The sequence below is a fragment of the Williamsia sp. DF01-3 genome (assembly GCF_023051145.1).
Lineage (GTDB): Bacteria > Actinomycetota > Actinomycetes > Mycobacteriales > Mycobacteriaceae > Williamsia.
Map to the genome: position 1 here is coordinate 3,158,919 of NZ_JALKFS010000005.1, position 19,795 is coordinate 3,178,713.

Genomic DNA, 19,795 nt, shown 5'->3' on the forward strand with positions numbered 1-19,795 from the left:
GCCATAGACTCCGAGGGTGCTCTCACCCAAAGACGCAAGGCGTACGGTGATCGCCCCCAGTTGGTCCGACACCGCTCTGCGACAGCTCACCCTGGCGGCCAACCACGGTAAATTGTGGATGACCATCGCGGTGGTGATGTCGCTGATCGGAAAACGACAGAGGCGTGCAGGTCTGCGCGGCCTCGGCTCACTTGCCGGCGCCAGTCTGGTGTCCAACACCGTTCTCAAACCGCTGATCGGGCGGCGTAGACCGACGTTGGACCCCGCCCGTCCGCATCCGCTGGTTCGGATGCCGTGGACGTCGTCGTTTCCCAGCGGACACAGCGCTTCAGCCGCAGCGTTCGCCGTCGGCGCAGCACTCGAGCGCCCCCGGACTGCTACCGTGCTGTTCCCGCTGGCAGCCGCGGTCGGGTACTCACGGGTGCATGTCGGCGTCCACTACCCGAGTGACGTGATCGCCGGGGCGGCCATCGGTGGCGGTGTCGCCCTGGCCGGTCAGCGCTTGTGGCCGGCGGTCCCCACCACAGCTGCGCAGACGGGTCCCGGGTCGGCTCCCGCGCTCCCGCGAGGTGCGGGGCTGACCGTTGTCCTCAATTCGGAATCCGGGTCATCGGCAGGCGCAGACACTCGAATCCTCGCTCTCTTACCTGACGCGAAAATTGTGCACTGGGATCCCGATTACCCACTCGACGAACAGATTTCAGATCACGCCCGGGCGCTGGGAGTGGCCGGGGGAGACGGAACTGCTGCCACCGTGGCGCAGATCGCCATCGACAGAGATCTCCCTCTCGCGGTGTTTCCGGCCGGCACCCTGAACCATTTTGCTCGCGCGCTGAGCCTCGAGACGTACGCCGATACCGCAAGGGCAGTGGTCGCCGGCTCGGCAGGCACTGTTGATGTCGGACGAATCAATGGCTGCCTGTTCCTGAACACCGCGGGCCTGGGAGGATATCCGGAGATGGTGCGGCTTCGTGAGCGCTTGGAGCACCGGATCGGCAAATGGCCCGCCGCCGCCGTGGCCTTGTTCCGGACGTTACGCGGCACCAAACCGATTGATCTCGTCATCAACGGCAAGCGACGCTCGGTCTGGGCGATTTTCATCGGGAACGGGGAATACCGACCCCGCGGGCTCACCCCGTCGAATCGATCGAGCCTTGCCGACGGCGTCCTCGACGTCCAATACCTCCGGGCCGACCGCCGTCTCGGGCGGACGACTGCCATCGCCGCATCATTGTTCGGCACGGTCGAGCGAACTCGGGTGCTCGGCGCGATCCAAGCCGATCATCTGGTGATCGAGTCCCACACGGGACCGATCCTCACCGCCCACGACGGCGAGGTCACCGGACCGGTCGACCACATCGATCTGGACCTGGAACCGCTGGCGCTCACCGTCTACCGCTGACCGGGCTCAACGTACGGACTCGACGGTCCGGTCTGCCGTTCAGATGATCGTCGGGCCCGGGGAAGGGTCGGGATTAGGCGGCTGCGGCGAAGGAGACGGCACCGGGTCCGGTGTCGGAAGCGGGGGTTCTGGCGACGGCACCGGGGGTGTGGGCGGCTCGGTCCCCGGTTCGGGAATCGGTCGGTCCGGGGCGGGAATCGGTTGTCCCATGGTCGGACTCCTCAGGGTTGTTCGAGCAGGTCGGACGAACACAACGTTGCGTCGCCCGTTTGTCTCACCCTTCCATCAATACCAGCCCCGTCCATCGCCTTCGGGGCATGCACCATTCGGGGACCGGTACGGTCCGGTAGACATGACCCATGGAGGTACTCAGCGGTCGAGTCATCGTGCAGCCGTCCGACCCCGAAGCGGCTCTCCGCTTCTACCGGGATCAGCTGGGTCTGGCGATCGCACGGGAGTACCCCGGCGGCGTCGTCTTCCACGCGGGCAGCGCCCTCATCGAAGTCGCGGCACACATGGGCGGAGGCGACAAGCCGTCGCCGGGCTGCGTCCTGTGGTTGCAGGTCCGCGACATCGCCGGCACGAGGTCGGAGTTGGAAGGTCGGGGCGTCGCGATCCTCCGCGAAGCCCGCATCGAGCCGTGGGGACTGGTGGAGATGCACATCGCCGACCCGGACGGACTGAAGATCATCATCGTCGAGGTACCCGCAGACCACCCGTTGAGACGGGATACGCGCGCCGACAAGTGAGAAGGCCGGCGCCATTCGAGAACTGTTTATGCCCAGGTGCGCGTGGGTAGACCACCCCAATGGACGACCAGCCCTCATCGTGCCATCATTCCTCCGACACCTCGCTCGAAACTATTACCCTGAACGTCAACGGACGCGATCTCGACGTTCGATGCGATTCGCGCTCAACACTTTTGGATGCATTACGCGACAACCTGTCCCTGACGGGCTCGAAGAAGGGTTGCGATCGTGGTCAGTGCGGAGCCTGCACGGTTCTGATCGATGAGCGCCGGGTGGTGAGCTGCCTGATCTTTGCCGTGGCGGCACAGAACCGTCGCATCACCACCATCGAGGGCATCGCCGACCTCGAGTCCGGAACCGATCTGCAGCAGGCGTTTGTCGACCACGACGGCTTCCAGTGCGGCTACTGCACTCCCGGGCAGATCTGCTCGGCAGTCGGCATGCTCGACGAAGCCAAACGCGGGTGGCCCAGCGCGGTGACACCGACATCCGGCGTGGACGACGGTGTGCTCGACGACGACGAGATCCGCGAGCGGTTGAGCGGCAACATCTGCCGGTGTGGCGCCTACGTGAACATTCTGGCCGCTGTGCGCTCTGTCGCCGGAGACGTTCTCGCCGAGCAGGACGCATCATGAAAACCTTCGAGTACACGGCGCCTCAGAACACTGATGAGGCGATGCTGCGTCTCGGGTCCGATCCCGGGGCACGAATACTCGCCGGTGGCACCAACCTCGTCGACCTCATGAAATTGGGTGTTGTCGCGCCCACCACCTTGGTCGACATCGGGGGACTCTCACTCGACGACGTGACCATCACCGAGACCGGAGCACTCCGCATCGGCGCCAACGTTCCCAACAGTGATCTCGCTGCCCACCCGCTCGTACGGTCGCGGTATCCGGTGCTGTCGCAAGCGCTGCTGGCCGGCGCGTCGGGACAACTCCGCAACATGGCGACCACCGGGGAAATCTCTTCCAGCGCACCCGGTGCCCCTATTTCATGGACCCGGGTAAGGCGTGTAACAAACGCGAACCGGGTACGGGATGTTCGGCCGTCAACGGCCTCAACCGCGACATGGCGATCCTGGGTGCGTCCGACAAATGCGTCGCGACGCATCCCTCGGACATGGCCGTGGCAATGGCCGTCCTGGAGCCGGATCTCGATGTACTCGGACCGGCCGGACCGCGCTCGGTTCGCTTCGACGACCTCTACCGGCTGCCGGGCGAGCAGCCACAGCTGGACACGATCTTGGACCGAGACGATCTGGTCACCTCGCTGACCATCCCGGACAACCCAGCCGCGCAATTCTCGACCTATCGCAAGGTCCGCGATCGCGCCTCGTTCGCGTTTGCGCTCGTGTCGGTTGCCGCAATCCTCGACATCGAGGACGGGGTTGTCGCCGACGTGCGGATCGCGCTGGGCGGAGTGGCGCACAAACCCTGGCGCGCTCGGCGAGCGGAGGAGGAGCTGCGGGGGAAGGCCGTCGGCCGCGCCGAGTTCGCCCGCGCTGTGGACTCCGAACTCTCCGACGCGAAACCGTTGTCCTCCAACGGCTTCAAGATCCCGCTGGTGCGCTCTGTGGTGACACAGGCCTTGATGGGTCTGGTCGATGAGCAGGAGGCATCGCGATGACCTCACTCGGAACCGCGCACGCTCGGATAGAAGCCCAGGACAAGGTGGGGGGCACGGCGCACTACACCGCCGACCGAGTGCCGCCTGGTCAGCAGGTCGTCCACTGCGTGCACGTCGGCGCGGAGATCAACGTCGGCCGGGTGATAGGCGTGGACGATGGCGCCGCCATGCAGATGCCGGGGGTGTTGGGCGTGATGTGGCATGGGAACGCTCCGCGGCTGGGTGAATCGGAGGACGCCGAGCTCCATGTCCTGCAGGGACCGGACGTGCACTACCGGGGGCAGATCGTGGCGGCAGTCATCGCGATTTCCGTCGAGCAGGCGCGCGCTGCCGCCGAGTCGCTCGACATCGACTACGAGCGGGCCGAGGGTTTCGACAACGTACTGCACGCCACTCACCCGGCTCGTTACGCGCCCGACGAGGTCAATGCGGGATTCCCTGCCGAGGCACGCCGCGGGGATCCCGAGGCAGCCATCGCAGATGCAGACCATGTGGTCGACAACTGGTATTCCACCCCCGCGATGCACAACGCACCGATGGAGCCGCACGCCACCATTGCGACCTGGGAACAGATCGACGACGGACAGGCCCTGACCGTCTGGGACTCGACGCAGGCACCTTCGGGTGTGCAGGGCGATCTGGCGACCCTGTTCGATGTCGAGCCCGACAATGTCCGCGTCATCGCCGAGCATGTCGGGGGAGGATTCGGCGGCAAGGGGAGCACCAGGCCCAACGCCGTTCTTGCTGCCATGGCCGCCCGGTTCGTCGGCCGGCCGGTCCGGGTTGTGCTTCCCCGATCGGCAACGTTTGCCTTTGTCGGCTACCGGACGCCCACGTTTTCCCGGGTCGCCCTCGGCGCCGATGGGAATGGCAACCTCGAGGTCGTCTGTCATGACACCGTGCAACAGACATCGAAGATCGTCGAGTTCGTGGAACAGACCGCCGAGGCGACGCGCCACATCTACGACACCGAGCACATCAGAACCACCCACGAAGTGGCACCACTGGACGTGTCGACCCCGCGGTGGATGCGCGCACCCGGCGAATCCCCCGGCATCTACGCGCTCGAGTCGGCGGTGGACGAACTCGCTCATGAACTGGGGCTCGACCCGATCGACTTGCGTATCCGCAACGAACCCGACGTCGATCCGGCGTCGGGGACCGCTTTCAGTTCCCGGAACGTGGTGTCGGTCTTACGTAAGGGCGCGGACCAATTCGGTTGGGAGCGGCGTGACCCCACACCCGGCAGCATTCGGCGGGGACGCAAACTGGTGGGGATGGGTGTGGCACTGGCCTCATATCCGACGATGACCTCGCCGAGTACGGCACTGGCGGTCGCTCAACCTGATGGCAGTTTCGACGTGTCGGTGGCCGCGTCCGACATCGGGACCGGCGCTCGCACCGTACTGACCCAGATCGCTGCCGACGCACTGCAAGTGCTGGCGGACAGGGTTCGACTTCACCTGGGCGACAGTGCACTCCCGAAGGCGCCGGGCGCCGGCGGGTCGGCGGGAACGTCTTCCTGGGGATTTGCTGTCCACAAGGCGTGTGAAGGCCTGCGCGAGAACATCGGGAGCGGGCCGGTCGATCGCCCCGTCGAGCAGTTCGCCGACACCACCGCCGACGTCGAAGCCGCCTCGGATCTCCATCGTGAGGCGTTCGGTGCGCACTTCGCGGAGGTCGCGGTCGACGTGGACACCGGCGAGGTGACAGTTGATCGCATGCTCGGCGTGTTCGCGGTCGGCAAGGTCCTGAACCCTCGTCTGGCCCGCTCCCAACTCATCGGCGGAATGACCTTCGGCCTGGGGATGGCTCTGATGGAAGAAGGACATCCGGACGCGCAATACGGCGGTTTCGGGAACGAGAACCTCGCGGACTACCACGTGCCGTCGCACGCAGATGTGCGAGACATCGAGGCCGTCTGGATCGACGAGGTGGACGACAACATCAATCCCATGGGCAGCAAGGGCATCGGCGAGATCGGCAACGTCGGTTCAGCCGCCGCCATCGCCAACGCCGTCTTCAATGCAACAGGGGTACGCGTGCGGGACCTGCCCGTGCGCCCGGACAAGATTATGGAGCAACTTGACCCGCGACACCGCGACTGAAGCGAACACCGTCGGCAGCGACCACGACGAGACGGCTGAGGGCACCCCGGTGGGCGAGCGGGGACCTGCGAAACCTGGCAGCATCGGCGCGGTGGGTTTCGCCCGGCGGTTGAGAAAACTGGCCCCCCCCCGTGGGGCTTCCCCCCCTTTGGGGGGGGGGGGAAAAAAAACCCCCCCCCCCCCCCCCCCCCCCCCCCCTCTTTTTTTTTCCCCCCCCTGTGTGGGGGGGGGGGCCGCGGGGGGGGCCCCCCCCCCCCCCCCGCTTTCCTTTGTGGCCGCGGGGCGGGGGCCTCCTCCCCCCTTTTTTTTTTTTTTGGGGGGGGGGGTTTCTCTCTCTCTCCCCCCCCCCCCCCCCCCCGGCGCGGCTCTTTTTTTTTGGGTGGCCCCCCCCCGGGGCGCGCCCCCCCCCCCCCCCCCCCCGGCTTTGTGGGGGGGGGCGGAGGAGAACCGAGCCGGGGAGGGCCGGCCGCCCCCCCCCCCCCCCCGCCCCCCCCCCCCGCCCCCCCCCCCCCCCCCCCCCCCCCCGGGGGCCGCCCCCCCCCCCCCCCCCCCCCCCCCCCCCCCCCCCCCCCCCCCCCCCCCCCCCCCCCCCCCGCCCCCCCCCCCCCCCCCCCCCCGCCCCCCCCGCCGCCGTGTTTTCGGCCGGGGCGGCGGGGGGGGGGGGGGGGGTTGGTTTGTTCTGTCTCCCCCCCCCCCCCCCCCCCCTCGCCGGGGCCGGGCCCGGCCCCCCCCCCCCCCCCCCCCCCCCCCCCCCCCCCCCCCCCCCCCCCCCCCCCCCCCCCCCCCCCCCCCCCCCCCCCCCCCCCCCCCCCCCCCCCCCCCCCCCCCCCCCGCCGCCGCGCGGCGGGCCGCCCCCCCCCCCCCCCCCCCCCCCCCCCCCCCCCCCCCCCCCCCCCCCCCCCCCCCCCCCCCCCCCCCCCCCCCCCCCCCCCCCCCCGAGGATCCAAACTCGAAGTGCTGGAGACCATTCACGCAGTACCACTGAGCCCGCGCAGACGTGGCGAGTTCGACCGCTACCTCGAGGAGGAAGGCGAAGGCCTACTCGGGTTCGCCACATGGTGCGCGCTCATCGAGAAATACGGTGCCGACAGTCCGAAATGGCGTAAGTCCCTGAGGGATCCGGAACGTGTTGCCGAGCTCCGCGACAAACTGGCCGACCGGATAGCCTTCTACAGTTGGCTGCAATGGATCTGTGACGAGCAACTCGCCACCGCACAGACAACGGCGGTAGCGGCCGGTATGGACATCGGCATCATCCACGACCTCGCGGTGGGAGTTCAGCACGGCGGCGCCGACGTCTGGGCACTCGGAGACGCTCTGACGCCTCGTGTGTCGGTTGGCGCCCCACCTGACGCGTTCAATCAGCAGGGCCAGTTGTGGAACCAACCGCCTTGGCACCCATGGAAGTTGGCGGAACAAGGCTACCTCCCGTTCCGCGACATGCTCCGAACAGTCCTGCGACGTGCCGGAGGTTTGCGCATCGACCACATCCTGGGTTTGTTCCGGCTGTGGTGGATTCCCGAAGGCGAGTCGCCGGCAGCAGGTGCGTACGTGCACTACGACTACGAGGCACTCATCGGAGTTCTCGTTCTCGAAGCCGAACGGGCCGGAGCAGTGGTGATCGGCGAGGACCTGGGTGTGTTCGAACCGATCGTGCAGGACTACCTGAGTGAACGTGGCGTCCTCGGCACATCCATTCTCTGGTTCGAACACGGACCGGAGGCGCCCGTTCCCCCGGAAGAGTACCGGCGTCTGTGCCTGACCTCGGTCACCACGCACGACCTGCCGCCGACTGCCGGATATCTCGCAGCAGAACACATCAGGCTTCGGTCCGAACTCGGCCTGCTGGAGCAGGACGAGGCGACCGAGCGAGCGAACGATGCCCGCGACCGTGAGGCCATCCTCGACGTCGCCAGAGAGCGGGGGTTGCTGCCAACCGATGCAGATGAGGAGCAGACGGTGGCTGCCCTGCACTCGCTCATCGCATGCAGCCCATCTCTGCTGCTCGGTGTTGCCCTCACCGACGCGGTCGGTGAGCGACGCATCCAGAACCAGCCGGGCACCGACTCGAGCCAGTACGCGAACTGGTCGGTACCGCTGGCCGACGGGGACGGCAAGGCGGTGCTGGTGGATGACTTGGCAGAGCACCCTCGTCTCACCCGTCTCGTGCGGTCCCTGCGCCGCACTGCCGCCGATTGAAACAGGCTCCGGCCACCGACCTGTCGGTCGGTGGCCGGAGCCGTTGGCGCGAAGGCGCGTTACTTGATGACGGCGTCGATCGTCTTCTTGAGAGCCGAAGGCTGCGCCGGACTACGCGGCGCCTTTTTCTTGAGCTCGAGCAGGTGCTCGCCCAGCTCCTGAAGTTCCTTGCGCCCCAACGCCTCTCGGACCTTCGGAAACCACTCTGATTCCTCTTCGTCGATGTGGTGCTCGACGTTCTCGATCAGTACGGTTGTCTTGGCATCGAACCGCTCGCTGTCGGGGCTCAGGGCGGCGAGTTCCATCACCAACACGTCCGCGACGTGGTGCTCCTCGTAGGACTCGAGGATGTCGTCTTCGACATCAGGCACGCGCTTGCGCACATCGGGGTACATGCCCTCGTTCTCGATGTACGTGTGAACGGTGAGGGCCTCGATGATCTTGTTGACGATATCGCCCTTCTTCTTTGTCGCGCCTTCACCGGCGGCGCGGAATTCCCGGAAGAGTTTCTTGATGTCTTTGTGGTCCTGTTTGAGGATAACGATTGCGTCTGTGGACATGATCACTCCAGTTGTTGGTCGACGTGGCACGTCGTCCACGGGGCTGTGTGAACGACGTGTCGGTGAGCGCCGGAAAGCGCTTATTGCACTGGGTCTGCCACGGCACAACCGAGTCTTCTCCCCGGTGTCCGCCGCCTGAGCTTAGCCGTCGTCGGGCACCGTTTGAGTGGACTTGACGATCACCCACCCGATCGATCCACGCGGATGGAATAGGGCACTGCCCAAGCGCGGCAACAGCAATCGTGACGGTTCCGGCGGATGCCAACCATTGGCGCCCTGGACCCGCTGCTTGCGTGAGGGTCAGTCGTCGTTGTCTTCGCCGTCGCGATGGACCAGTTCGGGAGTCACCTCGCGTGTCGCCATGCCGCCCGAGCCTCCCTCGTCGACAGGTCCTGGACGCCCACCCTTGGGCTCCTCGACTTTGCTGTCTTTTGGCTTCTTCTTGTTGTCGGTCATTGTTCGATCCTATGTGTGGGCGTCGGCTTCCCTACTTCGGCGGATGATCTTTGTGGACCAGATCAGCTGCCAATCGAGCAAGGGGAGTGTTGGTGTCCTGCGACAATTTGCGCAGCAACTCGAATGCTTGCACGGCATCGATATCGAAACGCTCCATGATCATGCCCTTTGCCTGGCCGATGATGTCGCGACTGGCCAGAGCACTCATGAACTGCGAACCTCGTTCGGTCGCCGCCCACGCCACCGCGGCGTGTGCAGCGTAGACCTGACCGATCTCCTCCGATTCTTCGGTGAACGCGAGTGGGGCGCGCGAGTAGAGCGTCAACGAACCCAGCGTCTCGCTGTGTGTGTATAGCCGAAAAGACATGAGCGAACGAAAGGGAGTGAGCGCGACCGCGTCTGCCGCGTAGGCCGGCCAACGAGTCTCGGAAGTGAGGTCGTTCACCCGAACAACGGGCTGGTCCCAGGCGGCGACCAAACACGGACCCTGCCCGTGTTTGATTTGTATATCGTTGTGCAGCTCGGCAATCGGATCCGTGGCCACCTGGGTGGTCAAGGTGTCCCGATTGGTGGTGACGGTGATGCCGGCATACTCCGCACCCGGCACATTCGACACCGCACCCTCGGCGACGTTTTCTAGCACTTCCTGGAGATCGCGTTGTTCGCCGGCGTGAAGTTGTCGGGCCAACTCCGCGATGGCCGCATGAACACTTCGTGCACCGTCGGTTTGGTTGGTCATGGTCGCCTCCTTGGGCCATCTGGCCGTCGAGCAGGTGTCTGTTGGACGTCGTCGATTCTCTGCGCCCCGCCGCAGATGGCCCCGTCTGCCGACGCGACATCGAGCCGTCACCGCCTGTTGGAGATTGCAGATAGTTGATCCAAGTTGATGTTTCACTCGACGCAGGCATCTGCATCGTTCCCGGACCACCTACGTGCGGGCAAGCAACGCCAGGTTTAGACCATGCTCACGATCAGTTCACCGTACCGCCGCCGACTCGACATGGCCGCATTCGTCGTAGCGGAGATCGGTGGTTTGACCGCATCTGAAGCCGGGTATCGCCGATTGCAGCGGTTGTCGTGTCCGGTTGCGCAGCAGACGGCCGCCAGGTGGTGTTCGACGCAACCCGGAGTCCAGAAAAGCGCATGGCCGGGCATCGCCGCAAGGTCGGGTTCGCCGGACGCTTCATGCGTTTTGTCGGGGACGGTACATCTGTATCGACCTGCCAGACCTGACCTTGCAATCAGGAACCCCAGATTCCGATTGAAAGAGGACCCATGTTCAAACACACCGATTACCTGCAATTCGATGTCAAGCCCGAAAAGCCGGACCCGGTCTACGCGCACAAACTCCAGGAACTCATCGGCGGCGCGTTCGGTGAGATGACAGTGACGATGCAGTATCTCTTCCAGGGCTGGAACTGCCGCATGGAGGGCAAGTACAAGGATCTGATCATGGACATCGCCACCGAGGAGATCGGCCACGTCGAGATGTTGGCGGTCATGGTCGCGCGCCTTCTCGAGGGTGCGCCGCCACCGAGTCCAGCAAGGCCGCCGGCGGCGACCCCGTTGTCGCCGCTGTGATGGGCGGAATGGACCCGCAGCAGGCGATTGTCGCCGGCGGCGGTGCACTTCCCGCCGACAGCAACGGTTACCCCTGGAACGGCCGCTACGTCATCGCAAGCGGCAATCTGCTTGCCGACTTCCGCGCCAACGTCACCGCGGAGTCGCAGGGTCGGCTGCAAACTGCACGTCTCTACAACATGACTGACGACCCGGGCGTGAAGGCCATGCTCAAGTTCAACCTGGCTCGCGACACACACCATCAGAACCTCTGGCTGGCTGCGATCGAAGAACTTCAGGCCGATGGTCTGGCCAGTGTGGTCGCTCCTGATGCGCTCCTCGACGAAGAGCACGCAGAGCACGCCACCGACCTCTGGCATCTGTCTGACGGCGAGTTCTCGTCGACCGGCGGCTGGGCGAATCGAACTGCTCCGGACGGCATTCACCAGATGGGGTTCCTCGCCGATCCCCAACCGCTCGGAAACAAGGCGTCCGCACCGCCGCCGGATCCGAAACTGTACTCAACGTACGACGGTTCGAAGGGCACGCCTCAAAACGCCCAATTGGGAACCGAAAAAGGAGTCATGGGCAAGCTGAAGGACGCGATCCCGGACTGAGAGTGTCGTGATCCACCGCCAGCTGCCGGCCGGTTCATCCGGCCGGCAGTTGTGTGCTCGGTGAGGTACGGCGCAGAATCGCTTCTCGTACCACCGCTCGGTCGTCGAAGGGTTGATTCCGCTCACCAGAGACGAGGGTGGGCGAGTGACCACGTCCGGCCAGCACCACAACGTCGCCCTTCTCCGCGAAGTCGACAGCGAGTTCGATTGCCGCGGCGCGACCCGGTTGTTCGAAGACGTGGGCGGCACGAGCTGCCCGGGCTCCGGCGACCACGGGCGCGCGAAGCTCAGCAGGGTCTTCCGAATGGGGACTCTCGTCGGTGACTATCACGATGTCTGCCATGCCGGCGGCGTTGAAGCCGAGTGGGAACCGCTTTCCGGGGTCTCGGTTGCCGGTCGCCCCGATCACTGCGATGACCCGCCGAGAGGTCAAGGACCGAAGGAATGGAAAGACGGTCCGCTGGCCTGCGGCGTTGTGCATGTAGTCGACGAACGCCAGGAACGGCTGTCCCGCATCGATGGGTTCGAGCCGACCCGGTATGCCGCTGAGTGCTTCGACTCCACGAATCGCGGAGACGATGTCGTTCCCGGTGGCCGCGACCGCCGCGATCGCCGACAACGCATTGTCTGCCTGTTTGGATCCCAGCAGCTGCAGATTCACAGTGAAGCGGCCGTAGGGGCTGTGCAGGGTGAAGGAGGTTCCCAGCGCGTGGGCTCGAACCTCCGCCGCGAAGAAGTCGGCTGCTGGATCGGCAGTGGACACACTGACCATCTCGATACCGATCTGGGCGGCGAGTCGACTGCCGTATGCGTCGTCGATGTTGACCACACCCAACCGGCAACGCTCGGCGCGGAAGAGAGAAGCCTTGACCCTGAAGTACTCGTCCATGTTCGGATGGAAGTCGAGATGGTCCGGGGAGAGGTTGGTGAAGACGCCGGCGCGCAGGTACGTGCCATCAACCCTGCCATACGCCAAGCCGTGACTCGAGGCCTCGAACGCCACCGCATCGACGCCCTGATCACGAAACGATGCGAGCGTCTCCTGCAGTGACGGCGCTTCGGGAGTGGTCAGGAGCCCGGGACAGTTTGACCGCGGACCCCGGACAACAACACCCGTGATGAGCCCGGTGGTGCGATGGCCTCCGGTGAGTGCGGCATCGATCAGGTAGGCAACCGACGTCTTACCGTTCGTGCCGGTTACGCCGTAGACGTCCATGTCACGTGAGGGGTTTCCGTATACAGCCGAGGCAAGTGGACCGGGCACCGCCCGCGGTCTGTCCACCACCAGCGCAGGCAAAACCGATGTGGGCACATCGCTGACCACCGCGACGGCCCCCGTCTGGCAGCTTCGCCGACGAAGTCGATTCCGTGGAATCTGTCACCAGGCAATGCCACATAGATGTCGCCCGGCCGTACCTGCCTCGAATCGACACTGACGCCAGAGGCGAGGAGCTCTGGCGTCAGTGGATTGTCGTCGACATTCAGCGGTACACGCAGGAATTCTGCGACGTCCCCGAGTGTCATGTAGTTGTGAGTATGCCGAGGATTCTGGCCGGGTTCGGGCTCATGCGCCTCGATCATCTACTCGGTGACCTGCGCCGTGAGCCCGGGCCCATTCTCAGTTCTTGCTGTTGTTCGCGCGCTCTGCCTGCCGCTTCGACTTCTCGGCGTCGGCCAGTTCCTCGACACGATCAGCTTGCGCACGCTTGCTCGCGGCGTCATCACGCTTCTCGGCGGCGTCCTGCGCCTTCGCCTTGGCAGCTGCGGTCGCCTTGTCTTCGGCGGCCTTGATCTTGGCCTGCTCATCGCGTTTTGCGGCCTCGGCTGCCTGCTTGCGTTTGGCGGCCAGTTCGTCGGCCTGTTGTTTCGCCTTGGCAGTTCTTTCCTCGGCGGCCTCTTCTGCGGCCTGCTTGCGCTCGGCCGCTGTTTGCTCGGCCTCTTTGATCTCGCGCTGCTTGTTCTCGCGGGCCTGCTTCTGCTCGTCGATCGCGTTGTCGCGCTTGGCCTTCAGTTCAGCGTCGGCCTGCTGACGCTTGCGCGTCGCCTCTTCTTCGAGCTGCGCCGCCCGACCCAGCTTCTCACTGCGCTCGGTCAGGGCCGAACCGCGCTTCTCGATGGCCGGATCTCCGAGCAGACCGCCGACCGTGGCATCGAGCACTCCGAGGGAGCGCTCGTAGAGCAGGCGTGCGGGTGCTTCGGAGTCGAGCCGTGAGACGACCCGGTCCTCGATCAACTGCAACGGGAATCGGGCGATCTTGTACTGCACGCGCAGTACTGCGAACGGAACTTGGATGACGTTCATGGGTGTACTCCTGGGTCTGATGAGCGCGTTGCTCTAGGAAAGGTCTGCCTGATCGGTGAGGCTGTCGGCCTGCCGACGGATTCGATCGGCCTCTGCCTGCGCGTCAGAAGCCTCTTTCACCGATTCCTGATGCTCATCGGCGGCCTCGACCACATCGTCGGCAGCATCGGCGAGCTCGACGCGCTCCTCGGCCCTTGCCTGCTGCTCCTTGGCACGGGCGTCGAGCTCGGCCTGGGTCTGCTCGACCGCCACCTTCTTTTGTTCCTGCTGTTCTGCGGCACGCTTCTGAGATTGCTGCGCCTCATGAGCGGCGCGCTCCGCTGCCGCCGTCTCTGCGCTGACCTCGATGCGCTCCTCAGCGCTCTCGGCCCGGGCTTTTTGGGCCTGCGCTCGCGCCTGCTCGGCCTCGGCATCCGCGACCGCCTCGACGCTGTTGGCTTCTTTGCGTTCCTGGGCCTGGGTCTGTTCGAGTTGGCCTTCGGCAGTCAGCGAGTCGTTGCCGGTCACGGCACCGGCGACCTCTTTGGCCTTGCCTTTGACCGAGTCGAAGAGGCCCTTGCGGGCCTGGTCGGCCTTGCTGTCCTCATTCATCTGAGAGACTCCTTCTGGTGACTTCTATTCGAGTACTCGGTGTGAGTCTCGGCGGGTGTCTGCGGACAAGTGGTTCCCCACGCCGGGCCTTTTGAACCGGATATGACCCGCCATTGTGACCGGGACCACATAATGGTTTCGCTGGTCAGGGCTTCTCTTCGTGATGGCGTCGGCCGTGGGTGCGCCGACGCTGCTTCATCTCCGCCTCGAACACATGTCGAACACCGCTCTGGAGTTCATCCCTGATCTGTTGGTCGTGCCTCCGAAACTCCGACCAGTAGTTGTCGTCGAAGTCTTCGACGATCTGGAAGGTCCACCTGTCTTCGATCACATTCCGACCGACCATGTCTTCCTGCAGTCGGTCGGCCTGCTCATGGTGACCGGCATCGCGAAGTGCCTCGACCGCCTCACCGAGTAGGAGGTCTGCGTGACCTGTGAGCTGGTGGAACGAGTAGAGGTGCCCACGCGCCCGATCGGCATATTCGAGCGCTTCGGATACTTTGCCGACGGCCGACACGGTTGCATCGGTGACCCCTTCGGGCCGGCGCTGATCGAGGGGTGCGGATTCATGATTTTTCGACACCTGCGATTTGTACCCATATGCGGACGAAATAAGACACACCCTGAGTACTGCCTCAGGTGACTGGGCACACGGCTCTCAGTTCCCGTGTCGGCTTGGTCCCTTCGACACCGAGGGGGCACCTGACGTTTCACCGTGGGTCACCCGGCCTCGCTAGTCTTCCGAGCGAGTCCAGGTAAGGGGGCGCAATGGATTTTCGACATCTCAAGTCATTCATCACGCTCGCTGAAGAATTGCATTTCGGCCGGGCCGCCGCACGTCTGCATCTGTCACAGCCGTCGCTCAGTGCACAACTGCAAAAGCTGGAGAAGTCACTGGGTGTCACGCTGGTGGTCCGCACGTCACACGAGGTCCAGTTGACGTCGTCGGGTGTCGAGTTCGCCAAGCAAGCCAGAGTGGTGGTCGCACAGATGGAAAAGGCTGTCGATGTCGCGAAGTCGACGGCCGCCGGCCAGGTCGGATCCCTGAATATCGGTTACAACTTCCCGGCGAGCAGACACGTCTTGCCCGCGGCGCTGACCAGGCTCAACGAGCGGCACCCCAGGATGGCAGTGTCGCTGTGGGAGAAGCGCACGGGACCACAACTCGGCGGACTCCAGGACGGTTCGCTCGACGTCGCCCTGGTCTATGGCCGGCCGCAGCTGCCGGGATTGCGGGCCAGGTTGCTGTTGTCCAAGGTTCCCATCGTGGCCGTGGTCGGTCGCTCGCATCCGTGGGCCGGCCGGTCGAGCGTGCAATGCGCGGAGCTGGCCGCCGAACGGTGCGTGCTGTTCGCTCGCGAACAGTGCCCCGCGATGTATGACGTGATCGTCGCGGCAGCGACCGAGGCAGGGGTCTCCCTGACGATCGCGCAGACCTCGGACGACCCGAGTGGGACAGCGCACATGGTTGCGGTGAAACCGTATGTCGCATTCGCATCGCTGTCGCGGGCGGCGGCAGTGGGTATGGGCACCGCGGGTGCGTCCTCCGTGGCGGTCAAACTCATCGACCCGATTCCCACCATCGACCTGTACATGGTGTGGTCGGCTTCCACGGTGAACAGCGCGGTGGATGCCTTCGTCGAATGCGTCGACGAGATATGTGACGAAGACGAAACAGCCAGGCGCGCCGGTACGTTGGCAGCTCAGTCACAGAACAATCCTCCAGATGCGAAGTCGCAGAACGTGTTGTCCAGGACGTCGTCGTCGCGGGTTCCGGCACAATCTCCGGCCGGCCCGGGCCACCGGATTGCTGTCGTTCACTGACTGCCATAGGCAAAACCTCTGGCACGGTCGGAAAGTGACGCCCGTACTGCCCTGCCGGAAGGCCACGAACAACCATTGTTCTCATGAAGCAGATATCGCACGGCGGTACCGGCCTTGACCTCCTGGCCGACGAGAACCTGTACGACCGGGTTCGAAAGGTGTTCGGAAGCAATTCTTTACGACAAATACTTGTCTCGGGTGCGGATGGAACCGCGCTGTCCGGCGCGCAGGCCGACGACGAGGTTCGCCAGCGTGCGGGGATCTTGTCCCAGCGTGGTGTGCGCCGGGGTGATCGGGTCGCGATCCTGTCGACAACCAGCCTCGACTGGGTGCTGACCGACCTTGCTGTTCTCGCGCTCGGAGCCGTGGTGGTTCCGGTGTACCCGACCTCGTCCGCCCAGCAGATCGCGCACATTCTGGCCGATTCAGGGGCGGTACTGGGCATTGCCGACACCGTCACGGACAGCGATCGACTCGTCGAAGGGGGAGTACCGTCGATCACCTTCGACGATCTGATCGACGCGTCGGCGTCCGCACTCGACATCGAGGACACCTTGGCAGCGTGTGTGGCCGATGACGTCGCGATGATCGTATACACGAGCGGCACAACGGGTCCCGCAAAGGGATGTGTCATCTCCCACCGCAACATGTTCGCAGCCGCGTCGAACACCGTGCTGAGGACCGGTGACATGTTCGTCGATCCAACCGCGGTGACAGCTCTGGCTCTGCCCCTGTCGCACGTGTTCGGTCAGACGATCTTGTTCGCCGGTTTGCTGGGCGGCACCAAGACCCACTTCATCAGCAGCATCCCTGAGCTGATCCCGCAACTCCCGGCGATTTCACCGAGCTTTCTCGCCCTGGTGCCGTACGCACTGGAGAAGATCCGCAAGATCGCCCGGCAAGGCCTCACCCCGGCAGACGAGGCCGGAGCGATCGCGCGTGGTCACACGGCGTTGACGTCGACCGAACTCGAAGCCGCCGAACCCGTTGCCGGATTGCTCGGCGGTCGCCTGACCAACGTCATCTCAGGTGGTGCATCGCTCGATGCGACGACAGTTGCGTTCTATGCGGGGTTCGGTGTGCGACTACTCAACTGCTACGGCATGACAGAGACCGCCACCGCAGTGACGGTCAACGAGCCCGCGACCAACCGGGTCGGCACTGTGGGACGCCCGATTCCAGGGACGACGGTCGCGATCGCCGACGACGGCGAAGTGCTGGTGGGAGGAGCCAACGTCAGCCGTGGGTACTGGGGCGCCGCCGCGGACAAGACCGCCGTGGACGCGGAGGGATGGCTCCACACCGGCGACATCGGCGAGCTGGACGCCGACGGGTATCTCGTCATCACGGGCCGCAAGAAGGAGATCCTGGTGACCAGCGGGGGAAAGAACGTCGCCCCCACGCCACTCGAGGACAGGATCCGCCTGCACCCGTTGGTGAGCAATTGCATCGTCATCGGCGACGGCCGACCATTTGTCACCGCACTGGTGACGCTGGATCAGGCCCAGTACGCGCGATGGCGAAAAGAAACGACGGACGCCACCGGCGACCTCAGGGATACACGGTTGACCCACGCTGTGCAGCAGGCGATCGACGATGCCAACAGCCTGGTGTCGCGTGCCGAGTCCATTCGCGAGTTCCGAATCGTCGAAGGTGACTTCACGGTGCAAGAAGGCCTCCTGACCTCATCGCTGAAACTCAGGCGCACCAACATCATCGACACACATCGGCATCTTGTCGATGAGCTGTACGCAATCCGGGTGTAACCAGTTCGTAGCAGCATGAACGCCGGATGAATTCTGAAACCTGTTAGCTGGCAATAGCTTACGTCGATAGACCGATGAGACTACGCATGACGGCCTGGAGCCCTCATCCGTTCCGCAGAAGACTGAAGTCATCACACATCAGATCGCACTGATCGCAGGGAGAATCGCATGTACGACGTAATCGTGGTCGGCACCCGGGTTTCGGGATCGTCGGTGGCAATGCTGTTGGCACGCAGTGGGCTCAAGGTACTCGCGGTCGACGGGGCAACATTCCCGAGCGACACGGTCTCCACCCATTACATCCACCAGGCCGGGCTGTCCCGACTGCAGGATTGGGGATTGCTCGACCGGGTGATCGCCAGCGGCTGCCCGCCCATTCGGCACCTGAACTTCTCTTACACCGACATCGCACTGAGCGGAATGGCAGACCCGATCGACGGAATCGACGCCGTGTACTGCCCTCGCCGGACTGTGCTCGACTCCATTCTCGTCGACGCCGCGCGCGAAGCCGGCGCCGAGATGATCGAGGGATTCACCGTGCGCGATCTGATCTTCGAAGGTGATCAGGTGGTGGGTATCCGCGGCAGCCGCGCCGGTGGATCCACCGAAGAGTTCAGAGCCGCGTTCGTGGTCGGAGCCGACGGCGCGAACTCCACCGTGGCCAAGCGTGTCGACGCCCAGAAGTACGACCAATCGGCCGGCGCGTGCTTCGTCTACTACTCGTACTACTCCGGGCTCGACTGGGGTATGCAACATCGCACCGGTTTCGGGGAACAGCAGTTCGCCGCATGGCCGACGAATGACGATCTCTACCTTGTTGCCGTGATGCGCAAGCGCGACCGTCTCAAGGAGTTCCGTAAGGACCCCGACGCGAACATCCAGGAGATCGTGGACGCCATCGATCCGAAATACGGAGAGAGCCTCCGCGACAACGGCACCCGGGTGGAGCGGTTGCGACCGATGACCTACCCGGACAACTACCGCCGCACCTCCTTCGGTCCGGGGTGGGCCTTGGTGGGCGACGCCGGCTATCACAAGGACCCGTTCACGGGCTGGGGTATCACCGACGCCTTCAAGTACGGCGAGATGCTCGCGCATCGCCTGGTGGAAGGCCTGGGCGGCCAGCGCCCGTTGTACGACGCCCTCGCCTCCTACCAAGCCGACCGGGACGCCCAGAGTGCCGGAACGTACGAACTCACCAAGAGCATCTCGGAGCTCTCCTTGACCCCGTACTACGACTCGGTCTTCCGGGCTGCGAGCAAGAGCCCTGACTACACGACGAAGTTCTTCGGTCTCATTGCCGGTGGATACCCGGGTGAAGAGTTCTTCGCGCCTGACAATCTCGCAGAGTTGTACGCGACCGTCGATCTGCCGGTCGGCGATCGGCACCTGGTCCAGGCATGAGCGGCTACGGGCTATGTGCCATCGGCGACAGTTTCGTCGAAGGCCGGGGTGATGAGAATGCCGGTGGCGGCTTCCGCGGATGGGTTCCGCGACTTGCCGGCCAACTCGGCCTCCGCTCGGCCAAGGTCTGCAACCTTGGCGCGCACGGCGCCACCACCACCGTTGTGGTCAGCGACCAACTCGATCGGGCACTCAGTGCGCGGGCACCATTGACCGGAGTCATCGTGGGTGTCAACGATCTTGTCAGCGACTTCGATCGAAATCGATTCAGCGACAACGTGAACACCATCTTCGAGACATTGAGCGCTGTATCACCGACCGTGTTCACGGCCACCTACCCCGATATCCCGGCTCGTCTGCCGGTTCCCGCATCGTTCGCCGACCTGCTCCGCGAACGCTTCCAGTACGCGAACACCGTACTGGCCGACGTGTGCGACCGGACCGGAACAGTACTGCTTGACATCGCTGCCGACCGGCAGTGGGCGCGCAGTGACCTCTGGTCGGCAGACGGATTGCACCCCAATGCGCTGGGACACAGCACTTTTGCGCAATCCATCGCGGCAACCATCGCACGGCGTGCGGACACGGACCTCGCGGCCTGACCCGATCGATCCTCGCACCACCAACT

Annotated in this window: 16 protein-coding genes and 3 pseudogenes; 11 read left to right on the forward strand and 8 right to left on the reverse strand. The window is 64.8% G+C overall.

Features of this window, described 5'->3' with window-relative positions:
* The first annotated feature begins 16 nt into the window (after positions 1–16).
* The 6 genes and pseudogenes from MVA47_RS17010 to malQ form a co-directional block, all read left to right on the forward strand.
* Positions 17–1,402, forward strand: coding sequence for a phosphatase PAP2 family protein (locus MVA47_RS17010; RefSeq protein WP_247208807.1), 1,386 nt, complete (start codon positions 17–19; stop codon positions 1,400–1,402).
* A gap of 359 nt (positions 1,403–1,761) precedes the next feature.
* Entirely contained in the window at positions 1,762–2,151 is a 390-nt protein-coding gene (locus MVA47_RS17015; RefSeq protein WP_247208809.1) for a VOC family protein, read from the forward strand.
* Positions 2,152–2,210: 59 nt separating this feature from the next.
* The gene (locus tag MVA47_RS17020) at positions 2,211–2,786 is read left to right on the forward strand and encodes a (2Fe-2S)-binding protein (RefSeq protein WP_247208810.1); all 576 of its coding nucleotides are present in this window, start codon (positions 2,211–2,213) and stop codon (positions 2,784–2,786) included.
* Positions 2,783–3,780: pseudogene (locus MVA47_RS27295) on the forward strand (xanthine dehydrogenase family protein subunit M). Before MVA47_RS17020 ends, MVA47_RS27295 begins: the two are co-directional and overlap by 4 nt.
* Positions 3,777–5,888 (forward strand): xanthine dehydrogenase family protein molybdopterin-binding subunit, encoded by a 2,112-nt coding sequence (locus tag MVA47_RS17035; protein ID WP_247208811.1) that lies wholly within the window; start codon positions 3,777–3,779, stop codon positions 5,886–5,888. The pseudogene MVA47_RS27295 and the gene MVA47_RS17035 overlap by 4 nt, the downstream one beginning before the upstream one ends.
* Before the next feature lie 933 nt (positions 5,889–6,821).
* Positions 6,822–8,087 (forward strand): annotated as a pseudogene (gene malQ, locus MVA47_RS17045) (4-alpha-glucanotransferase); the annotation flags it as partial.
* A gap of 59 nt (positions 8,088–8,146) precedes the next feature.
* On the opposite strand, the gene MVA47_RS17050 reads toward malQ, so the two are convergent.
* The 3 genes from MVA47_RS17050 to MVA47_RS17060 all read right to left on the reverse strand — a co-directional run bounded on the left by MVA47_RS17050 (position 8,147) and on the right by MVA47_RS17060 (position 9,842).
* Positions 8,147–8,647, reverse strand: coding sequence for a hemerythrin domain-containing protein (locus tag MVA47_RS17050; RefSeq protein ID WP_030162860.1), 501 nt, complete (start codon positions 8,645–8,647; stop codon positions 8,147–8,149).
* Between the two features lie 300 nt (positions 8,648–8,947).
* Entirely contained in the window at positions 8,948–9,103 is a 156-nt protein-coding gene (locus MVA47_RS17055; protein ID WP_247208812.1) for a hypothetical protein, read from the reverse strand.
* Positions 9,104–9,134: 31 nt separating this feature from the next.
* The gene (locus MVA47_RS17060) at positions 9,135–9,842 is read right to left on the reverse strand and encodes a GAF and ANTAR domain-containing protein (RefSeq protein ID WP_247208814.1); all 708 of its coding nucleotides are present in this window, start codon (positions 9,840–9,842) and stop codon (positions 9,135–9,137) included.
* A gap of 536 nt (positions 9,843–10,378) precedes the next feature.
* Here MVA47_RS17060 and MVA47_RS17065 point away from each other — a divergent pair.
* Positions 10,379–11,280: pseudogene (locus MVA47_RS17065) on the forward strand (manganese catalase family protein).
* A gap of 34 nt (positions 11,281–11,314) precedes the next feature.
* Here the strand turns inward: MVA47_RS17065 and MVA47_RS17070 are convergent.
* From MVA47_RS17070 to MVA47_RS17085, 5 genes are all read right to left on the reverse strand, one after another.
* Positions 11,315–12,592, reverse strand: coding sequence for a Mur ligase family protein (locus MVA47_RS17070; protein ID WP_247208816.1), 1,278 nt, complete (start codon positions 12,590–12,592; stop codon positions 11,315–11,317).
* On the reverse strand, positions 12,478–12,861 hold the full coding sequence (locus MVA47_RS27300; RefSeq protein ID WP_374474235.1) for a Mur ligase domain-containing protein: 384 nt from the start codon (positions 12,859–12,861) through the stop codon (positions 12,478–12,480). The genes MVA47_RS17070 and MVA47_RS27300 overlap by 115 nt, the downstream gene beginning before the upstream one ends.
* 37 nt (positions 12,862–12,898) lie before the next feature.
* The gene (locus MVA47_RS17075) at positions 12,899–13,582 is read right to left on the reverse strand and encodes an IF2 family translation initiation factor (protein ID WP_247208818.1); all 684 of its coding nucleotides are present in this window, start codon (positions 13,580–13,582) and stop codon (positions 12,899–12,901) included.
* A gap of 33 nt (positions 13,583–13,615) precedes the next feature.
* Positions 13,616–14,173 carry a CsbD family protein gene (locus MVA47_RS17080; protein WP_247208820.1) on the reverse strand — a complete coding sequence of 186 codons (558 nt, stop codon included), beginning with the start codon at positions 14,171–14,173 and terminating at the stop codon, positions 13,616–13,618.
* A gap of 145 nt (positions 14,174–14,318) precedes the next feature.
* Positions 14,319–14,756, reverse strand: coding sequence for a hypothetical protein (locus tag MVA47_RS17085; RefSeq protein WP_247208821.1), 438 nt, complete (start codon positions 14,754–14,756; stop codon positions 14,319–14,321).
* 185 nt (positions 14,757–14,941) lie between these two features.
* Here MVA47_RS17085 and MVA47_RS17090 point away from each other — a divergent pair, with 185 nt between their 5' ends.
* From MVA47_RS17090 to MVA47_RS17105, 4 genes are all read left to right on the forward strand, one after another.
* Positions 14,942–15,997: a LysR family transcriptional regulator gene (locus MVA47_RS17090; protein ID WP_247208823.1), complete on the forward strand. Its 1,056-nt coding sequence runs from the start codon at positions 14,942–14,944 to the stop codon at positions 15,995–15,997.
* An 83-nt stretch (positions 15,998–16,080) separates the two neighbouring features.
* Positions 16,081–17,763 carry a long-chain fatty acid--CoA ligase gene (locus tag MVA47_RS17095; protein ID WP_247208824.1) on the forward strand — a complete coding sequence of 561 codons (1,683 nt, stop codon included), beginning with the start codon at positions 16,081–16,083 and terminating at the stop codon, positions 17,761–17,763.
* A 168-nt stretch (positions 17,764–17,931) separates the two neighbouring features.
* Entirely contained in the window at positions 17,932–19,167 is a 1,236-nt protein-coding gene (locus MVA47_RS17100) for an NAD(P)/FAD-dependent oxidoreductase (RefSeq protein ID WP_247208826.1), read from the forward strand.
* On the forward strand, positions 19,164–19,769 hold the full coding sequence (locus tag MVA47_RS17105) for an SGNH/GDSL hydrolase family protein (RefSeq protein WP_247208827.1): 606 nt from the start codon (positions 19,164–19,166) through the stop codon (positions 19,767–19,769). The genes MVA47_RS17100 and MVA47_RS17105 overlap by 4 nt, the downstream gene beginning before the upstream one ends.
* The last annotated feature ends 26 nt before the right edge of the window (positions 19,770–19,795 follow it).

Excerpts from the sequence above, each read along its gene's own strand:
- MVA47_RS17015 (WP_247208809.1), top strand. The coding sequence starts at position 1,762 with ATGGAGGTACTCAGCGGTCGAGTCATCGTGCAGCCGTCCGACCCCGAA.
- MVA47_RS17020 (WP_247208810.1), top strand. The coding sequence starts at position 2,211 with ATGGACGACCAGCCCTCATCGTGCCATCATTCCTCCGACACCTCGCTC.
- MVA47_RS17035 (WP_247208811.1), top strand. The coding sequence starts at position 3,777 with ATGACCTCACTCGGAACCGCGCACGCTCGGATAGAAGCCCAGGACAAG.
- MVA47_RS17050 (WP_030162860.1), bottom strand. The coding sequence starts at position 8,647 with ATGTCCACAGACGCAATCGTTATCCTCAAACAGGACCACAAAGACATC.
- MVA47_RS17055 (WP_247208812.1), bottom strand. The coding sequence starts at position 9,103 with ATGACCGACAACAAGAAGAAGCCAAAAGACAGCAAAGTCGAGGAGCCC.
- MVA47_RS17060 (WP_247208814.1), bottom strand. The coding sequence starts at position 9,842 with ATGACCAACCAAACCGACGGTGCACGAAGTGTTCATGCGGCCATCGCG.
- MVA47_RS27300 (WP_374474235.1), bottom strand. The coding sequence starts at position 12,861 with ATGATCGAGGCGCATGAGCCCGAACCCGGCCAGAATCCTCGGCATACT.
- MVA47_RS17075 (WP_247208818.1), bottom strand. The coding sequence starts at position 13,582 with ATGAACGTCATCCAAGTTCCGTTCGCAGTACTGCGCGTGCAGTACAAG.
- MVA47_RS17080 (WP_247208820.1), bottom strand. The coding sequence starts at position 14,173 with ATGAATGAGGACAGCAAGGCCGACCAGGCCCGCAAGGGCCTCTTCGAC.
- MVA47_RS17090 (WP_247208823.1), top strand. The coding sequence starts at position 14,942 with ATGGATTTTCGACATCTCAAGTCATTCATCACGCTCGCTGAAGAATTG.
- MVA47_RS17095 (WP_247208824.1), top strand. The coding sequence starts at position 16,081 with ATGAAGCAGATATCGCACGGCGGTACCGGCCTTGACCTCCTGGCCGAC.
- MVA47_RS17100 (WP_247208826.1), top strand. The coding sequence starts at position 17,932 with ATGTACGACGTAATCGTGGTCGGCACCCGGGTTTCGGGATCGTCGGTG.
- MVA47_RS17105 (WP_247208827.1), top strand. The coding sequence starts at position 19,164 with ATGAGCGGCTACGGGCTATGTGCCATCGGCGACAGTTTCGTCGAAGGC.